This window comes from Streptococcus sp. ACS2 (assembly GCF_000525585.1).
GTDB lineage: Bacteria > Bacillota > Bacilli > Lactobacillales > Streptococcaceae > Streptococcus.
In genome coordinates this window covers 16193-32694 of the sequence record NZ_JALT01000022.1, presented here as the reverse complement: position 1 = coordinate 32694, position 16502 = coordinate 16193, and the positions used below count along the sequence as shown (strand labels likewise).

9 protein-coding genes and 1 pseudogene are annotated in these 16502 nt (G+C 41.1%); all 10 read left to right on the top strand.

Going from position 1 to position 16502, the window contains the following annotated elements:
* Nucleotides 1–15 precede the first annotated feature (15 nt).
* The 10 genes and pseudogenes from HMPREF1517_RS04190 to HMPREF1517_RS04140 all read left to right on the top strand — a co-directional run bounded on the left by HMPREF1517_RS04190 (nt 16) and on the right by HMPREF1517_RS04140 (nt 16491).
* Nucleotides 16–1158 carry a peptidyl-prolyl cis-trans isomerase gene (locus HMPREF1517_RS04190; RefSeq protein ID WP_037599534.1) on the top strand — a complete coding sequence of 381 codons (1143 nt, stop codon included), beginning with the start codon at nt 16–18 and terminating at the stop codon, nt 1156–1158.
* Between the two features lie 337 nt (nt 1159–1495).
* Entirely contained in the window at nt 1496–1981 is a 486-nt protein-coding gene (locus HMPREF1517_RS04185; protein WP_037599532.1) for an LURP-one-related/scramblase family protein, read from the top strand.
* A gap of 24 nt (nt 1982–2005) precedes the next feature.
* Complete coding sequence (alaS, locus tag HMPREF1517_RS04180; RefSeq protein ID WP_037599530.1) at nt 2006–4624, top strand: alanine--tRNA ligase; 2619 nt, start codon at nt 2006–2008, stop codon at nt 4622–4624.
* A gap of 176 nt (nt 4625–4800) precedes the next feature.
* A complete protein-coding gene (locus HMPREF1517_RS04175; RefSeq protein ID WP_037599528.1) occupies nt 4801–7356 on the top strand; it encodes an SH3 domain-containing protein in 2556 nt (851 codons plus the stop codon).
* 210 nt (nt 7357–7566) lie between these two features.
* Nucleotides 7567–8301 (top strand): response regulator transcription factor, encoded by a 735-nt coding sequence (locus HMPREF1517_RS04170; RefSeq protein ID WP_037599526.1) that lies wholly within the window; start codon nt 7567–7569, stop codon nt 8299–8301.
* On the top strand, nt 8298–9617 hold the full coding sequence (locus HMPREF1517_RS04165) for a sensor histidine kinase (RefSeq protein ID WP_037599524.1): 1320 nt from the start codon (nt 8298–8300) through the stop codon (nt 9615–9617). The genes HMPREF1517_RS04170 and HMPREF1517_RS04165 overlap by 4 nt, the downstream gene beginning before the upstream one ends.
* A 97-nt stretch (nt 9618–9714) precedes the next feature.
* Nucleotides 9715–10365 carry a DUF6287 domain-containing protein gene (locus HMPREF1517_RS04160; RefSeq protein ID WP_037599522.1) on the top strand — a complete coding sequence of 217 codons (651 nt, stop codon included), beginning with the start codon at nt 9715–9717 and terminating at the stop codon, nt 10363–10365.
* Between the two features lie 275 nt (nt 10366–10640).
* Nucleotides 10641–14385: pseudogene (gene ldcB / locus HMPREF1517_RS10780) on the top strand (LD-carboxypeptidase LdcB/DacB).
* A 132-nt stretch (nt 14386–14517) separates the two neighbouring features.
* On the top strand, nt 14518–15300 hold the full coding sequence (locus tag HMPREF1517_RS04145) for a carbon-nitrogen family hydrolase (protein WP_037599519.1): 783 nt from the start codon (nt 14518–14520) through the stop codon (nt 15298–15300).
* 9 nt (nt 15301–15309) lie between these two features.
* Nucleotides 15310–16491, top strand: a complete 1182-nt coding sequence (locus HMPREF1517_RS04140) for a pyridoxal phosphate-dependent aminotransferase (RefSeq protein ID WP_037599517.1) — start codon at nt 15310–15312, stop codon at nt 16489–16491.
* The last annotated feature ends 11 nt before the right edge of the window (nt 16492–16502 follow it).

The following is a 16502-nucleotide window of genomic DNA, read 5'->3' as shown; positions in this document are numbered from 1 at the left end:
TAAGGAGTAGATAGAATGGCTAAAGAAAATGAAAACCTTGAGTCAACAGAAGAAACTGTTGAAGAGGTTGTAGCAGACAAAGACGCAGAACAAGAGCAACTTGATCGTCAAAAAGAAGAAGAGGAAAGCATCGCCCTCGCTAGTGAAAAGGCGAAAGAAAAAGCTAAACGTGCTAAAACTAAGAAAACACGTGATGCTGGTAAACCAAGTTCAGGTGGTCGCTTCCTCGGAGGTCTTGCCCTTGTAGCTGTTTCAGCCCTTGTTGGTGCTGGTGCTATGTACGTTTCTCTAGGGAACAAAACGACTGAAGAAACAACTTTGGTATCTATGAAAGGTGATACTGTTACTGTCGGTGATGTCTTTGATTCACTTAAAGGTAGCAGCCAAACACAACAAAGTGTTTTGAGTGCAACTTTGCAAAAGGCTCTTGAAAAAGAATATGGTAGCAAAGTCAGCAAAGAAGACGTAGACAAAGCTTATAAGCAAGCTTCAGAACAATACGGAGATCAATTCTCACAAGTACTAGCAGCCTATGGTCAAACAGAAGAGTCATACCGTACTCAAATCCGTACACAAAAATTGGTTGAGTACGCTGTTAACCAAGCCGCACAAAAAGATTTGACGGAAGCAAATTACAAGGCTGCCTATGATAACTACACACCAAATACAGAGGTACAAGTAGTTTCAACTACTGATAAAGCAGTGGCAGATAAGGTAGACTCTGAAGCTAAAGCAGAAGGAGCAGACTTCTCACAAGTTGCTAAAGATAACAGCTTGGAAGTGACTTCTAAGACAGTTAACTCAGCTTCTCAAGACTTCCCGACAGATGTTTTGACAGCAGCCTTCAAACAAGATGCTAATGCCGTTTCTGACGTAGTGACTGTTTCAAATAGTTCAACTGGTGCTGCAACTTACTATATCGTCAAAACTGTTTCAAAATCTGAGAAAAATGCAGATTGGAAAAACTATAAGGATGATTTGACTAAGGTTATCATCAATGGTAAGAAAGCTGATACTAACTTCACTAACTCAGTGATTGCTAAGGTCCTTAAAAAATACAATGTTAAAGTTGTAGACAAGGCCTTCAGCGCAATTCTTGACCAGTATGTGACTGGTTCTGGGGCTTCATCAAGTTCATCATCAAGCTCTAGCAAATAAATCACAAGATAGAGTTGATAATGCTATTATCAGCTTGACCTAAGACCTAAAACACGTTAAAATTAAGAGTGGCTAAAAGTTCTAATATCATGACATTTTTAGCCTTCCCTTTGAGATTGGTAATCATTGCTTCTGATACAGAAAAATGGCGGTCGTTGCGAGCCATGGACGAATCTGGTTACTTGCTACTCAAAGTTCACAATTAAAGACAAATAAGAATGACAAGTTCATTGAATGAAGGTGGTACCGCGGTTCACGTCGCCCTTCGTTTAGTGGTCTTGTCTTTTATTCTTTTAGTATTTTTTGAATGAATGTATGACATTATTGGAGGTGGCGTATGAAAACCTATTTTGTCAAACAGAAGTTTCGATTGGGCGGTGAACGATTTGATATCAAGGATGATCAAGGTCGAGTTGCCTATCAGGTAGAAGGGTCCTTTTTTAAGATTCCAAAGACCTTTACGATTTTTGATGAGGCTGGTCGTGAGGTTAGCCATATCACCAAGGAGCCTATTAGTCTCTTACCTAAATTTACGGTGGATTTACAGGATGGTTCGAGTTTTTACATTCGTAAAAAATTAACCTTTCTTCGTGATAAGTATGATGTCGATAATCTTGGCTTGCGAATAGAGGGGAATATTTGGGACCTGGATTTTCAACTGCTTAATAGTCAAGATCAGGTAGTTGCTAGGATTCAAAAGGAACTCTTCCATCTAACATCGACCTATACTGTTACCGTTTATGAAAATACTTATGCCGATTTAGCCATTTCCCTATGTGTCGCTATTGACTATGTGGAAATGCTCGAGAATAGCTCAAAATAAGAAACAATTGATTAAGGAGAAACAATGAAACAACTTACTTCAGCACAAATTCGTCAAATGTGGCTTGATTTCTGGAAATCAAAAGGTCACGCTGTTGAACCATCAGCTAACTTGGTTCCAGTTAACGACCCAACCCTTCTTTGGATTAACTCAGGGGTTGCCACTTTGAAAAAATACTTTGATGGCTCTGTGATTCCTGAAAATCCACGTATTACCAACTCACAAAAAGCTATCCGTACCAACGATATCGAAAACGTTGGTAAGACAGCTCGTCACCACACTATGTTTGAAATGCTTGGTAACTTCTCAGTTGGTGATTACTTCCGTGATGAAGCTATCGAATGGGGTTATGAGCTTTTGACAAGCCCAGAGTGGTTTGATTTTCCAAAAGACAAACTTTACATGACTTACTATCCAGATGATAAAGATTCATACAACCGTTGGATTGCCTGCGGTGTTGAACCAAGTCATTTGATTCCAATTGAAGATAACTTCTGGGAAATCGGTGCTGGACCTTCAGGACCAGATACTGAAATCTTCTTTGACCGTGGCGAAGACTTTGACCCTGATAATATTGGTATCCGTTTACTTGAAGAAGATATTGAAAACGATCGTTACATTGAAATTTGGAACATCGTTTTGTCACAATTCAACGCAGACCCAGCAGTTCCACGTTCAGAATACAAGGAACTTCCTAATAAAAACATTGATACGGGCGCAGGTCTTGAACGTCTTGTAGCCGTAATGCAAGGGGCTAAAACAAACTTTGAAACAGACCTCTTCATGCCTATCATTCGTGAAATCGAAAAAATGTCTGGTAAAACTTACGATCCAGATGGTGACACAATGAGCTTCAAGGTTATTGCTGACCACATTCGTTCATTGGCATTTGCCATCGGTGATGGTGCTCTTCCAGGTAATGAAGGTCGTGGTTATGTCCTTCGTCGTCTTCTCCGTCGTGCCGTAATGCACGGTCGTCGTCTCGGTATTTCTGACGCTTTCTTGTACAAACTTGTCCCAACTGTTGGTCAAATCATGGAAAGCTATTACCCAGAAGTTCTTGAGAAGAAAGACTTTATCGAGAAGATTGTTAAACGTGAAGAAGAAACCTTTGCACGTACCATCGATGCAGGTTCAAGCATGCTTGACGAGCTTCTTGCTAACCTTAAGAAATCTGGTAAAGATACGCTTGAAGGTAAAGACATCTTTAAACTTTACGATACTTACGGATTCCCAGTGGAGTTGACAGAAGAGTTGGCTGAAGATGAAGGCTTCAAGATTGACCATGAAGGTTTCAAAGTTGCCATGAAAGAACAACAAGACCGTGCGCGTGCTAGCGTGGTTAAAGGTGGTTCTATGGGGATGCAAAATGAAACCCTCGCTAATATCACTGAACCATCTGAGTTCTTGTATGAAGCGGAAACTGCTGAAAGCCGTTTGAGCGTAATCGTTGCTGATGATGCTCGTCATGATAGTGTTAACTCTGGTCAAGCCCTCCTTGTCTTTGAACAAACACCATTCTACGCCGAAATGGGTGGACAAGTAGCAGACCACGGTACAATCTCAGATGCAGCTGGTACAGTCGTTGCGCGTGTTGTTGATGTTCAACGTGCACCAAATGGACAAGCCCTTCACACTGTTGAAGTTGAAGGTGAACTTGTTGTAGGGGCTAACTACAAACTTGAAATTGACCACACACGTCGTCACCGTGTCATGAAGAACCATACAGCGACTCACCTCTTGCACGCTGCCCTTCATAACATCGTCGGTGATCATGCTGTTCAAGCCGGTTCTCTTAACGAACAAGAATTCTTGCGTTTCGACTTCACTCACTTTGAGGCTGTAACTCCAGAAGAATTGCGTGCTATCGAAGAACAAGTTAACGAAGAAATCTGGAAAGCTACTCCAGTAACAACTATTGAAACAGACATTGACACTGCTAAATCAATGGGAGCTATGGCGCTCTTTGGTGAAAAATATGGTAAGAATGTTCGTGTCGTTTCAATCGGTGATTACTCTGTTGAGCTTTGTGGTGGTACGCACGTTGCCAACACTGCTGAAATCGGTATGTTCAAGATTGTCAAAGAAGAAGGTATCGGTTCAGGAACACGTCGTATCTTGGCAGTGACATCACGTGAAGCTTACCTTGCTTACCGTGAAGAAGAAGATGCCCTCAAAGCAATCGCAGCAACACTTAAGGCACCACAATTGAAAGAAGTGCCTAACAAGGTTGCCAGCCTTCAAGAGCAATTGCATGCCCTTCAAAAAGAAAATGCTGCGCTTAAAGAAAAGGCAGCTGCAGCTGCAGCTGGTGACGTCTTCAAAGATGTTAAAGAAGCTAACGGTGTTCGTTACATTGCTAGCCAAGTAGAAGTTTCTGATGCAGGTGCCCTTCGTACCTTCGCGGACCAATGGAAACAAGCAGACTACTCTGACGTCCTTGTCCTTGCAGCTCACATTGGCGAAAAAGTTAATGTTCTTGTAGCAAGCAAGTCTAAAGATGTTCACGCAGGTAATGTTATCAAGGTTCTCGCACCAATCGTATCAGGTCGTGGTGGTGGTAAACCAGATATGGCCATGGCCGGTGGTAGCGATGCCAATGGTATCCAAGATCTTCTTTCAGCAGTAGCAGAACAGCTCTAAGATGTGATACAATAAAAGTAACTTGAAAAGGTAGGATGAAAATCCTATCTTTTCATACTTAAAAACTTTAGTAATAATATTGAAATAATTGTAAAAAATATTTCAAAGGGGTATAATAGAAATGTGAAAACGGTTCCAATGTTTATCAAACAGCCTAGAAAGTGAGAGTGATCAAAATGAGAAAGGCATATGTTGTTAAGGAACGTCAACGTTACTCAATTCGTAAATATTCTTTTGGAGCTGCATCAGTCTTGATTGGTGCGAGCTTGTTGCTTGGTGGACATGCTTTGGCTCAGGAACAAGCCAACAGCACAAGTACCAGCAAGGATTATGAAGTTTTTGTAAATAATTCTGAACCACTTCAAATCGACCAGGCAACTTCAGAAGCTGTTACCGATGTCCTCAATCAACCAGCTTCAAGATCTGAAGCGCCAAGACCTAAGCTTGCTAGCAGTGAGGTTGCCTTTTCTGAAGCTAATAGTGTAGTGGCTAGCGAGGCTGCTTCTTTGGAAGTACCGGCAGAGGTTGCTCATTCTGAAGCTGCTGTTGCTACTGTTTCTAGATCAGAAGTGGCTAGTCCACGTTCTGAAGTGTCATCAGTAGCTAGCTCTGAAGTAGTAAGTGAAACTAACCGTTCAGCAACTTCAGAAGTAGCAGAAGCTAGAGTTACTGACCGTGAAGCTGTGGATACTCCTCAACCTGGTGTGGATGGTCCAGTGACTGCTGATGGTTCTCTTGATATTCCATCAAACGGTACCTATTATTTCCGTCGCACAACAGAAATTCGTACTGCGCCAATCATGGATATCAAACCTACCTTCGTCTTTAGTGCAGGCGACCATGTTATCTACGACAAGGTCTTGAAGAGAGACAATCACCAATGGATTTCTTACATTGGTTACGACTATGAACGCTACTACGCTGATATCGCAGCATTGAAGGCTGAAAACACTAGTAGCACCACTGAAGTGACTAGAGATGAAGTCATCCCTGAACGTGGTACTTATTACTTCACTAAACCTGCAGATGTGAAGAACCAACCTAGCTTGACTGCTAAGACTGAGTTCAATTTTGATCCAGGTATGTCAGTCAACTACGATAGATCTTTGCTTGCTGACAACCACCGTTGGATTTCTTATGTGTCATACAATGGTACTCGTCGTTACGTCGACCTAGGTGCTGCTGCAGAGGCTGTAGCTAAACCAAGAGGCGATATTGCTATTGAAAGCCATGATAATGGTGACTTTAGTGTGGTTATCAGTAATGTTTCAGACCAAAACGGTGTCCTCGGGGTATCTGTTCCAATCTGGTCTGAAAAGAATGGCCAAGACGATATCATCTGGTATAATGCGACTCGTCTTAACAATGGTAACTACAAGGTTAACGTCAGTCTAACTGACCACAAGAATGAACGTGGTCTCTACAATGTTCATCTTTACTATGTTGAAACTAATGGTAAATTAGTTGGTGTGGGTGGCACAACTTACACAGTTCCTGCCAAAGTCGAAGAAACTCATACAACTACTAGCTATAGCCTTCCTGATGCAGGAACTTACACCTTCAGAGAACGTTCTAGCATCAAGGCAGAACCTCGTGTGGCAAGTCCAGAGTTGGCCTACTACGATGCTGGCATGTCAGTCAACTACGACAAGATTGTCAGTGGTGATGGTTATCAATGGCTTTCTTACCTCAGTTACAATGGCAACCGCCGTTATGTAGCAGTGTCTAAACTTGCTCAACAAGAAAGCAAACCAAGTGGTACTATCAATATTGAAAATCTCTCTAACCTTGGTTTTGACGTTCATATCACTAATGTTTCTGGTGGTGATAAGGCTATCCAAGGCGTAAGTGTTCCAGTTTGGACAGCTAAGGACGGCCAAGACGATCTTGTATGGCACCAAGCCGACAGACAAAGTGATGGTAGCTACAAGGTTCGCATCAATGTTACTGATCATAAGGCTGAAGCGGGCGAATATATTGTCCATCTCTACTATGTTCAAGATGGTAAGATGGTAGGTATTGGAGGCACTAGCACAACTGTTCCAGTTCAAAATGCAACCCGCCACAACCTTCCAGCTTCAGGTTCATACACCTTTACTGCTCGTTCTGGCATTAAGACTCAACCTTTGGTAGCCAACCCTGATGTTAGCTACTATGATTCAGGTATGTCAGTTAACTATGACAAGGTTGTCAATAATGATGGCTATACATGGCTTTCTTATCTCAGCTATTCAGGACATCGTTTCTATGTGGCTATCGCACCAACAAGTGTGACTAAACCTGTAGAACAACTAGTTCAACCAAGTACACCATCTTCTGGTACCTATACTTTCAAGGAACGCTCTAGCATTAAAGCAGAACCAAGTGTGGCAAGTCCAGAGTTGGCCTACTATGATGCTGGTATGTCTGTTAACTATGACAGATTGGTGACTGCAGATGGTCATACATGGCTCTCTTATGTTAGCCATGGAGGCAACCGCCGTTACATTGCTATTGATGCTAAAGCAACAGCAGTTGCTCAACCAGCAAGTCCAAGCCTAGCGGCAACTGGCACCTATACCTTTACTAAACCTAGCTCTATCAAGGCTCAACCAAGCGTTGCAAGCCCAGAGTTAGCCTACTATGATAAAGGCATGTCCGTTCGCTATGACAAGGTCCTTACAGCTGATGGCCACACCTGGTTGTCTTATGTAACCTATAGCGGTGCAAGACGCTATGTGGACATTGCTTAAGAGTTGTAACATCACTCTCTTTTGAGGGTGGTGTTTTTTTGGTTGATTGAAGCAAAAAAATGTTACAAACTATTGTTTTTTTGTAATAAAAATGTAAAATAAGTAAAGAGAACAATAAATCTCATTTTTAATAAATAAGAGAGGTTCATTTATTAAAGAAATGCTCTAACTTAGAATTTCTCTTAAGATTATGCTAAAGGAAGTTATGCCATGCTTAACATCTATGTTTTAGAAGATCATTTTATCCAACAAAATCGTATTGAAGAGGTTATTCATACGATTCTTAAGAAAAATAACATTAAAGTAGGCGACTTTGAGGTTTTTGACAAACCCAATCAACTGTTAGAGTCTGTTACCGAGAGAGGGTCTCATCAGCTCTTTTTCCTGGACATTCAGATTAAAGACGATACTAAAAAAGGCTTGGAAGTTGCAAAGCAGATTCGCAAGAACGACCCCTATGCCAATATTGTTTTCTTCACGACTCATTCAGAGTATCTTCCCTTAACTTTTCAATACCAACTGGCAGCTCTAGACTTTATTGATAAGTCTTTGGAGGGTGAGGACTTTCAAAAGCGTGTGGAAAGTATTATCTTATTAACCTGCAAAAAGATACAGAGTCAGAATCCAGAAGACGCTTTTCGGATTGAGAATGCTAAGACCGTTATTCAGGTTCCTTTTCATGATATCTTGTACTTTGAGACGTCAGATATTGTTCATAAGGTTATCCTTTATACTAAAGAGGAGCAGATTGAGTTTTATGGCAGTCTCTCACAAATCGAAAAGAGTGACCCTAGACTGTTTAAATGCCACAAATCTTTCCTTATCAATCCAGAAAATATCATCAAATTAGATAAAAGTACGGGGACAGTCTATTTTGAAAATGGTGGCGTTTGCTATGTTTCAAAGTTGAAACTAAAGAAATTGCTTGAGAGAATCAGCCTATGACAGCAATCAATTTTTTGTTGGATAATCTAGAGTTTTTAGCGGAGATTATCCTCTTTATTCTCATTTATCAATACATTACCTCCGAGAAGATAAAGCTAAGATGGTATATCATCATCCCCTTGATTATCCGATTTTTGTTTGTGCTTTCTCCAGCACTATCCTATGTTTTAGGGCATGCCTTCTTGGTTGTTTATTCCCTCTACAGAAATCGTTATGGCAATAGGTTATTAGATATTTTCTATGGCTTGTTTCCAATCATCATAGAAAGTCTTGTTCACAATCTTATTATTTATGGGATTGCCTTGGTTATCAATCGTCATTATCTGATTGTACTTAACCATTTTCATTTAAACCTTGTCATTGAGTTGCTAGTCTTTCCTGTGTTTTGGTTAATCATTAAGACCTTAAAAGTGGATTTCAAAGCATTAAACTATGGTTTTCGAAAGTCATTTTCAAAGTACTTCTTATTACTCATAGATATATCAATGTTATCTTATGCCCTCCTTCTCCAATATATTACCTTTTTTGTGCAACAGAGCCCTGGAGGAAGAGATTGGCATGTTTATCTCGTGGTGACCTATGCTTTACTCTTTCTTGCGACCCTTGTTTATATCAATGCGACCTTCAGTGAGAGACTAAAAGAAGAAGTCCTACTCCAAAAAGATAGGCAAATGAGTGATTTGGCTCATTATAGTCAACAAATCGAGCAACTCTATACGGATCTTCGTCGCTTCAGGCACGATTACCTAAATGTTTTGTCTAGTATCAAATATGGCATTGACTCCAAGGATATGGCTATTATTTCCGATATCTACGATAACATCCTTGAAAAAACAAAGACTCGGATTGAGGGGAAACAGTACGAAATTGCCAACTTGATTAATATTAAAGATGAAGCCGTTAAAGGTGTTCTGGCTAGTAAAATTTTGGAAGCACAGGGACAGTCTATTACCATTCACCTTGAGGTCAGCGACGTCTTTGAAGTATCAAGGATGGAATTGTTGGATTTCATAACAGTGTTGTCTATTTTTTTGGATAATGCTATTGAAGCTAGTCTGGATAGCAGTGCTAAAGAAGTAAACATTGCTCTTATCAGTGGAGAGACAAAGGTAGTAATAGTGGAGAATACCATTGCTCAAGAATCTATCAATACAGTCGGTATCTTTAAACTTGGTCACTCAAGTAAAGGAGAAGGACGTGGTATAGGTCTGTCCACTGTTCGAGAGATTTTAGGGAAGTACACTAATTGTTCTTTGTCAACACAATCTAAAGACTATCGTTTTAAACAGACACTAAAAATAGAAGATGTGGTTTGATTATGACGAAAAAACGACTGTTTATGACTTCAATGAAAAATTTAGCTGTCTATATATTATAATAACCTAGTAAATTATCAGAAAAGGAACATCACTCATGAAAAATACAAGTAAACTCATTGGTATCCTATCAGCTCTTATTGTAGTTATCCTCGCTGTCTTCTTAGTGACTAAGTTTAATAGTCATGAGTCGGCGCGTGTTAGCACAAGTAGTAGTCCAGTCAAAACGGTTAAGAAGTCATCTTCAAGCTCAAGTAAGGCTGTTAAGAAGGATAAGAAAAATTCAAACTCGCATGTAAAAAATGAAGACACAAAAGATGAAACAGTTGAGGTTAGTGAGTCTTCTGTTGCCAAAGATTCTGCAACTAAAGACACTGATGAAACGGTCTTATCCTCAGGAGGAGTTTCTGAGCCTACAAAAGAAAAAACAGGAGAAGAAACACAATCATCATCGTTTAATGGGAAGCAACTAAGTTCAGGTGATTATAGTTCAATCGCTGGTACTTGGACAAACTCTCGAGGAGAATTTGTTACAATTTCACCAGATGGCACAGTACAAAATGGGAGTGGTTATACTTATCATCTCTATTCTGGACATTTAAATAATGGAAATTTTTCAGGAACAATTGCTTCTGATATTGATAGCGCAGCTTTTTGGGCTATTCCTGGAACTGGTAATGGCGATTCAGACCATCTTGTTATTGGTCAAAGTGATGATGCAGAAAATTATCCATTTTATCGTAATTAATATGAAAAAAAGATTGCTATTTCAATAGTGATCTTTTATATTTTTCTTCACTTTTTTCTAACAAAATTACGAATAAATAAGTATGGCTTGCTTCGACTTTCGATTATGACAAAAATTGGACAGTTTATGATTTAGGTGTGAACAAGTCAAATAAATTTGGTATACTAATGGACAAGTGAGAAATATTCAGTAACATTCTGTAAAATACTTGTAATGTTTGTCACTGAGTGTTACAATCAAACAGTAACATCAATTCGATAGAGAGAATAATTGATATGAAACGAGAAAAATTTTTACACGAACAACAACGTTTTTCCATTCGTAAATATTCATTTGGGGCAGCATCAGTTCTTTTAGGAGCTAGTTTGGTCTTTGCAGGTCAAGCTTTGGCTGATGAGCATCATGAAGTTTCAACACCTTCAGATGCCACTGTGCGTGCTACCTCAGATAGTGATGCTGTGACAGCAGCTGATATTTTCAGTGGGGTAGCAACAGATGGAGCAGCATCAAGTGAGAAAGCTAGCCAAGTCTCAACAACTAGCCAAACCGCTAGTGAAACTGCTACGAGTGAAGTTAGTGCTAGTACCTCACAAGCAGCAGATAAAATTTCTGAATCAACAACTGCTAGCTCAGAAGCGACAAGGAACACAAATGCTTCATCTGAAACAGCCACTAACCTTGATGTATCTGCCTTAACGAGAGCGGCTGTCAACACTAGTTTGGTGAGCCAACCAGCTACAACTACAGACAGCGACCTTCCAAGTCAAGGAACTTATGTCTACAAGGAACGTACAGAGATTAAGAATCAACCCAAGGTGTCTGCCAAGGCTGAATTTTATGTAAATCCAGGAGACAGCGTCCTTTACGATCAAGTCGTGACGGCTGACGGCTACCAATGGATTAGCTACAAATCATACTCTGGCGTGCGTCGTTATGCGCCAGTGAAACCAGTGGCAGCTGGTAGTGGTAATGGTAATAGTGGTAATGGGGATGGTAAGCCTTCTAATGGCACTCAAGCCACAACAGGTGCTTTGAACATCCCAGCGACAGGAACTTTCTACTTTACACGTGACACAGATATTAAGAAAGAACCAAAAGCAGACCTCAAACCTACTTTTGTTTTCAGTAAGGGTGACCATGTTATCTATGACAAAGTTTTGACTGCGGATAATCACCAATGGATTTCTTACCTTGGGTATGACTATGTTCGCTATTATGCAGATATTGCGACTTTGACACCTGCCAAAGCTGAAACACCAACTGTTAAACCAACAGAGACTAATCAAGCAAAACCAGAAACTACTGGTGCTGAAAAGCTTCCAGCAAGTGGTACTTATAATGTGACACGTAGCTTGAATGTTAAAAATGAACCTAAGGCTTCTGCAGAAACACTTTATACCTTGGAAAAAGGCTACAAAGTGAACTATGACAAGGTCTTGACTGCGGATAACCACCAATGGATTTCTTATATTAGCTACAGTGGTACACGTCGTTATGTTGATATTGCGACCTTGAAAGCTACTGAGTCTAAACCACAAGAAAACCGTGTTTCTGGTAACCTTACCATCAACAACCAAACCTCTAATGGATTTGATGTTGTCGTAACCAATGTTTCAGGTGGTGGCAAGACAGTTCAGGAAGTCCGTGTCCCAATCTGGTCAAATAAAGATGGTCAAGACGACCTTACTTGGTATCATGCCGATAAACAATCAGACGGTAGCTATAAGGTTCATGTAGATAAAGCCAGCCACAAGGGCGATGCTGGTACCTATTCTGTGCATCTTTACTATATGTTGGATGGTAAGCGAACTTATATTACCGAAACTACAGCTACAGTCCCTGAATCTCAAGTAACAGGAAAATTGACGATTACCAATCAAACCTCTAATGGTTTTGATGTTGTCGTTACTAATGTTTCAGGTGGTGGCAAAGAAGTTAAAGAAGTGCGTGTTCCAATCTGGTCAGATAAAAATGGTCAAGATGATCTCACTTGGTATCATGCCGATAAACAATCAGATGGAAGCTACAAGGTTCATGTAGACACAGCTAGCCATAAGGGTGATGCTGGTACATATTCTGTGCATCTTTACTATATGTTGAATGGTAAGAGAACTTATATTACAGAAACTAAAGGCTACAGTCCCTCAATCTGACGAATCTCAAGTGACAGGAAAATTGACCATCAGCAACCAAACGTCTAATGGCTTTGATGTAGTCGTAACCAATGTTTCAGGTGGTGGTAAAGAAGTTAAAGAAGTGCGTGTCCCAATCTGGTCAGATAAGAATGGTCAAGATGATCTTACATGGTATCATGCCGACAAACAATCAGACGGAAGTTACAAGGTTCATGTAGACACAGCTAGCCATAAGGGCGATGCTGGTACCTATTCTGTGCATCTTTACTATATGTTGAATGGTAAGAGAACCTATATCACAGAAACTAAAGCTACAGTCCCTCAATCTACTGAAGCTCAAGTAACAGGAAAATTGACCAATAACGGTTCTTACTACAGTGTTCGTGGTAAATATGATGATATTATCATTGTCAATAAAAAACATGGTCTTTCTAAGGATTATAATCCAGGTGAAAATCCTACAGCTAAGTCAGCCTTTGTTCGTCTTCGTGACGATATGATTAACCAAGGTTTGAATGTTGGACGTTCATACAGTGGTTTCCGTTCTTATGACTATCAAAAGACTCTTTACGACAACTATGTTAGCCGTGATGGTCAGGCAGCTGCGGACCGTTACTCAGCTCGTCCTGGATATAGCGAACACCAAACTGGATTAGTCTTTGATTTGACTGATAAATCTGGTAATTTGCTTGAAGATTCACGTGCTAGTCAATGGCTTAAAGACAATGCACATAACTATGGCTTTATCGTGCGTTTCCAAGCAGGTAAAGAAGCGTCAACCGGCTACATGCCAGAAGCATGGCACATCCGCTATGTGGGTAAAGAAGCTAAAGACATCCACGATTCAGGTTTGAGTTTGGAAGAATACTTCGGTATCGAAGGTGGCGATTATGCTGCTAGCAGCAAACCTGCTGAAAGCAAACCAGCCACTACAGGTACTATCAACCTTCCAGCGACAGGAACTTATACCTTTACAGGTCGTGCGTCAATCAAGGCAGAAGCTAAAGTTTCAAGCCCAGAATTAGCCTACTATGACAAGGGGATGAGTGTAAACTACGATAAGGTTCTCACAGCTGATGGCCGTCAATGGCTTTCATACGTGACAGCAAGTGGTGCTCGTCGTTATGTTGACATTGCAGCAGCCAAGGCAGAGGCTAAGCCAGAAGTAAAACCAGTTGCTAAACCAGTGGATAAACCAAGTCTCCCAGAATCAGGTCGTTATACTTTCACAGACCGTGCGTCAATTAAGGCAGAAGCTAAGGTTTCAAGCCCAGAATTGGCCTACTATGACAAGGGCATGACCGTTAACTATGATAAGGTTCTCACGGCCGATGGTCGTCAATGGCTTTCATACGTGACCGCAAGTGGTGCTCGTCGTTATGTTGATATTGCAGCAGCCAAGTCAGAAGCTAAACCAGAAACAAAACCAGTTGCTAAGCCAGCGGATAAACCAAGTCTCCCAGAATCAGGTCGTTATACTTTCACAGACCGTGCGTCAATTAAGGCAGAAGCTAAGGTTTCAAGTCCAGAGTTAGCCTACTATGACAAGGGCATGAGTGTTAACTATGATAAAGTTCTCACAGCCGATGGCCGTCAATGGCTTTCATACGTGACAACAAGTGGTAACCGTCGTTATGTTGACATTGCAGCAGCTAAGCCAGAAGCAAGTCAACCAGCCGCAAAACCAAGTCTCCCAGAGTCAGGTCGTTATACCTTCACAGGTCGTGCCTCAATCAAGGCAGAAGCTAAGGTTTCAAGTCCAGAGTTGGCCTACTATGACAAAGGCATGAGTGTTAACTATGACAAAGTTTTGACAGCGGATGGTCACACATGGATCTCATACATGACAGTGAGCGGTGCTCGTCGTTACGTTGATATTGCTTAATGAAGTAATGAATCAGGTTGGACAATGTGTCCAACCTTTTTTGATAGGCTTTCTTTATCATGAGATTTAATTTTTCAATTTTTGTGACGTCTTTTGGAGTGCTATAATGGTTAATATAGAATCGAGGTTACTATGAAAATCGCATTGGTACAGATGGATGTTGCTCACGGACAACCTACGGAAAATAAAAAGCACGTGAAAGAAATGTTGGAAAGGGCCCTTGGCGAAAATCCTGATGTCATTGTGCTTCCTGAAATGTGGAATACTGGCTATGCTTTAGATGAACTGGATGGGCTTGCAGATAAGGATGGTTTGAATTCTCAAGAACTCTTGTCTCATTTTGCTAGGAAACATGCTGTGGCTATTATCGGAGGGTCCGTTGCTATTGAGAAGGATGGCAAATTCTACAACACAACCTATGTCTACAATAAGTCTGGGGACCTAATCAATACTTATAGCAAGGTCCATCTCTTTGGCCTTATGGCAGAGGATAAGTACATGTCTGCTGGGTCGAATGAGTCTGTTTTTGAGCTTGATGGTGTGATAGCTGCCAGTGTCATTTGTTATGATATCCGTTTTCCTGAATGGGTGCGAACACAGATGGCACAAGGGGCAAAGGTACTTTTTGTGGTAGCGCAGTGGCCGGAACCTCGAGTGCAGCAATGGGAGATTTTGTTAAAGGCGCGTGCGGTTGAAAATCAAGCTTTTGTAGTTGCTGTCAATCGTGTTGGAGCAGGACCGAACGATATCTTTTCAGGACATTCTATGGTTATAGATCCACTTGGAAATGTGGTCTTACAAACCAAGGAGCATGAGGAGGGCGTTTTTACGGCTGATATTAATCTTGAAGAGGTAGATAAGGTTCGAGGTCAGATTCCTGTTTTTGAGGATCGTCGCACGGACTTGTATCATTAAGGAGTGTTTATGTTATTTGAAGAATCTGACTTATTGAAGGCATTGCCAAAACAGTTTTTTGCAGGGTTGGTTGCTAAAGTTAATGCCAAGGTGGCGGAAGGAGCAGATGTTATCAATCTTGGTCAGGGGAATCCAGACCAACCAACCTATGACCATATTGTTGAGGCGCTTTGTACCTCAGCGAAAAATCCTGCTAGCCATAAGTATTCACAGTTTCGAGGCAATCGTCCTTTTAAGGAAGCTGCTGCTAGTTTTTACAAGAAACATTATGGGGTCGATTTGGATGCGGAGCGTGAGATTTGTGTCATGGGTGGGGCTAAAATTGGACTAGTGGAATTGCCCCTAGCTTTGATGAATCCTGGTGACCTCCTGCTCTTGCCTGATCCAGGATATCCTGATTATTTATCAGGAGTGAGTCTAGGACGTGTAGCCTATGAGACCTTCCCTTTGACGGCTGAAAATGATTTCTTACCAGATTTGGATGCTATTCCTGAAGAGACAGCTCGGCGTGCTAAGTTTATCTATATCAATTATCCAAATAATCCTACGGGTGCTGTGGCGACTAAGACCTTTTATGAAAAGTTGGTTGCCTGGGCTAAGACTTACGAAGTTGGTGTGGTGAGTGATTTAGCTTACGGAGCTTTGGGCTACCGAGGCTATGAGAATCCTAGCTTCTTATCAACACCTGGTGCTAAAGATGTGGGCATTGAGTTCTATACTTTCTCGAAAACCTTCAATATGGCTGGTTGGCGTTTAGCCTTTGCTGCTGGGAATGACCAGATGATTGAAGCCTTAAATCTGATTCAAGACCATCTTTTTGTGGGAATCTTTCCTGCCTTGCAGGAGGCTGGGATTGCAGCCCTCTTAGATCCTAAATCTGAGGAGGCTGTTGCTCAACTGAATGCGACTTATGATAGCCGTCGAGATGCTTTTGTCCAGACAGCTGCTAAGATTGGCTGGAAGGCCTTTCCATCCAAAGGTTCTTTCTATGCTTGGATGCCTGTACCAGAGGGTTACACTAGTGAGAGTTTTGCGGATCTTTTGCTTGAGAAGGCCCATGTTGCTGTGGCACCAGGTAAAGGATTTGGTCCTGCGGGTAACGCTTATGTTCGTATTGGGCTTTTGGTAGAGCCAGAGCGTCTGGTAGAAGCGGTCAATCGTATCGCCAACTTGCATTTATTTAATAACTAGATAGCAATTAT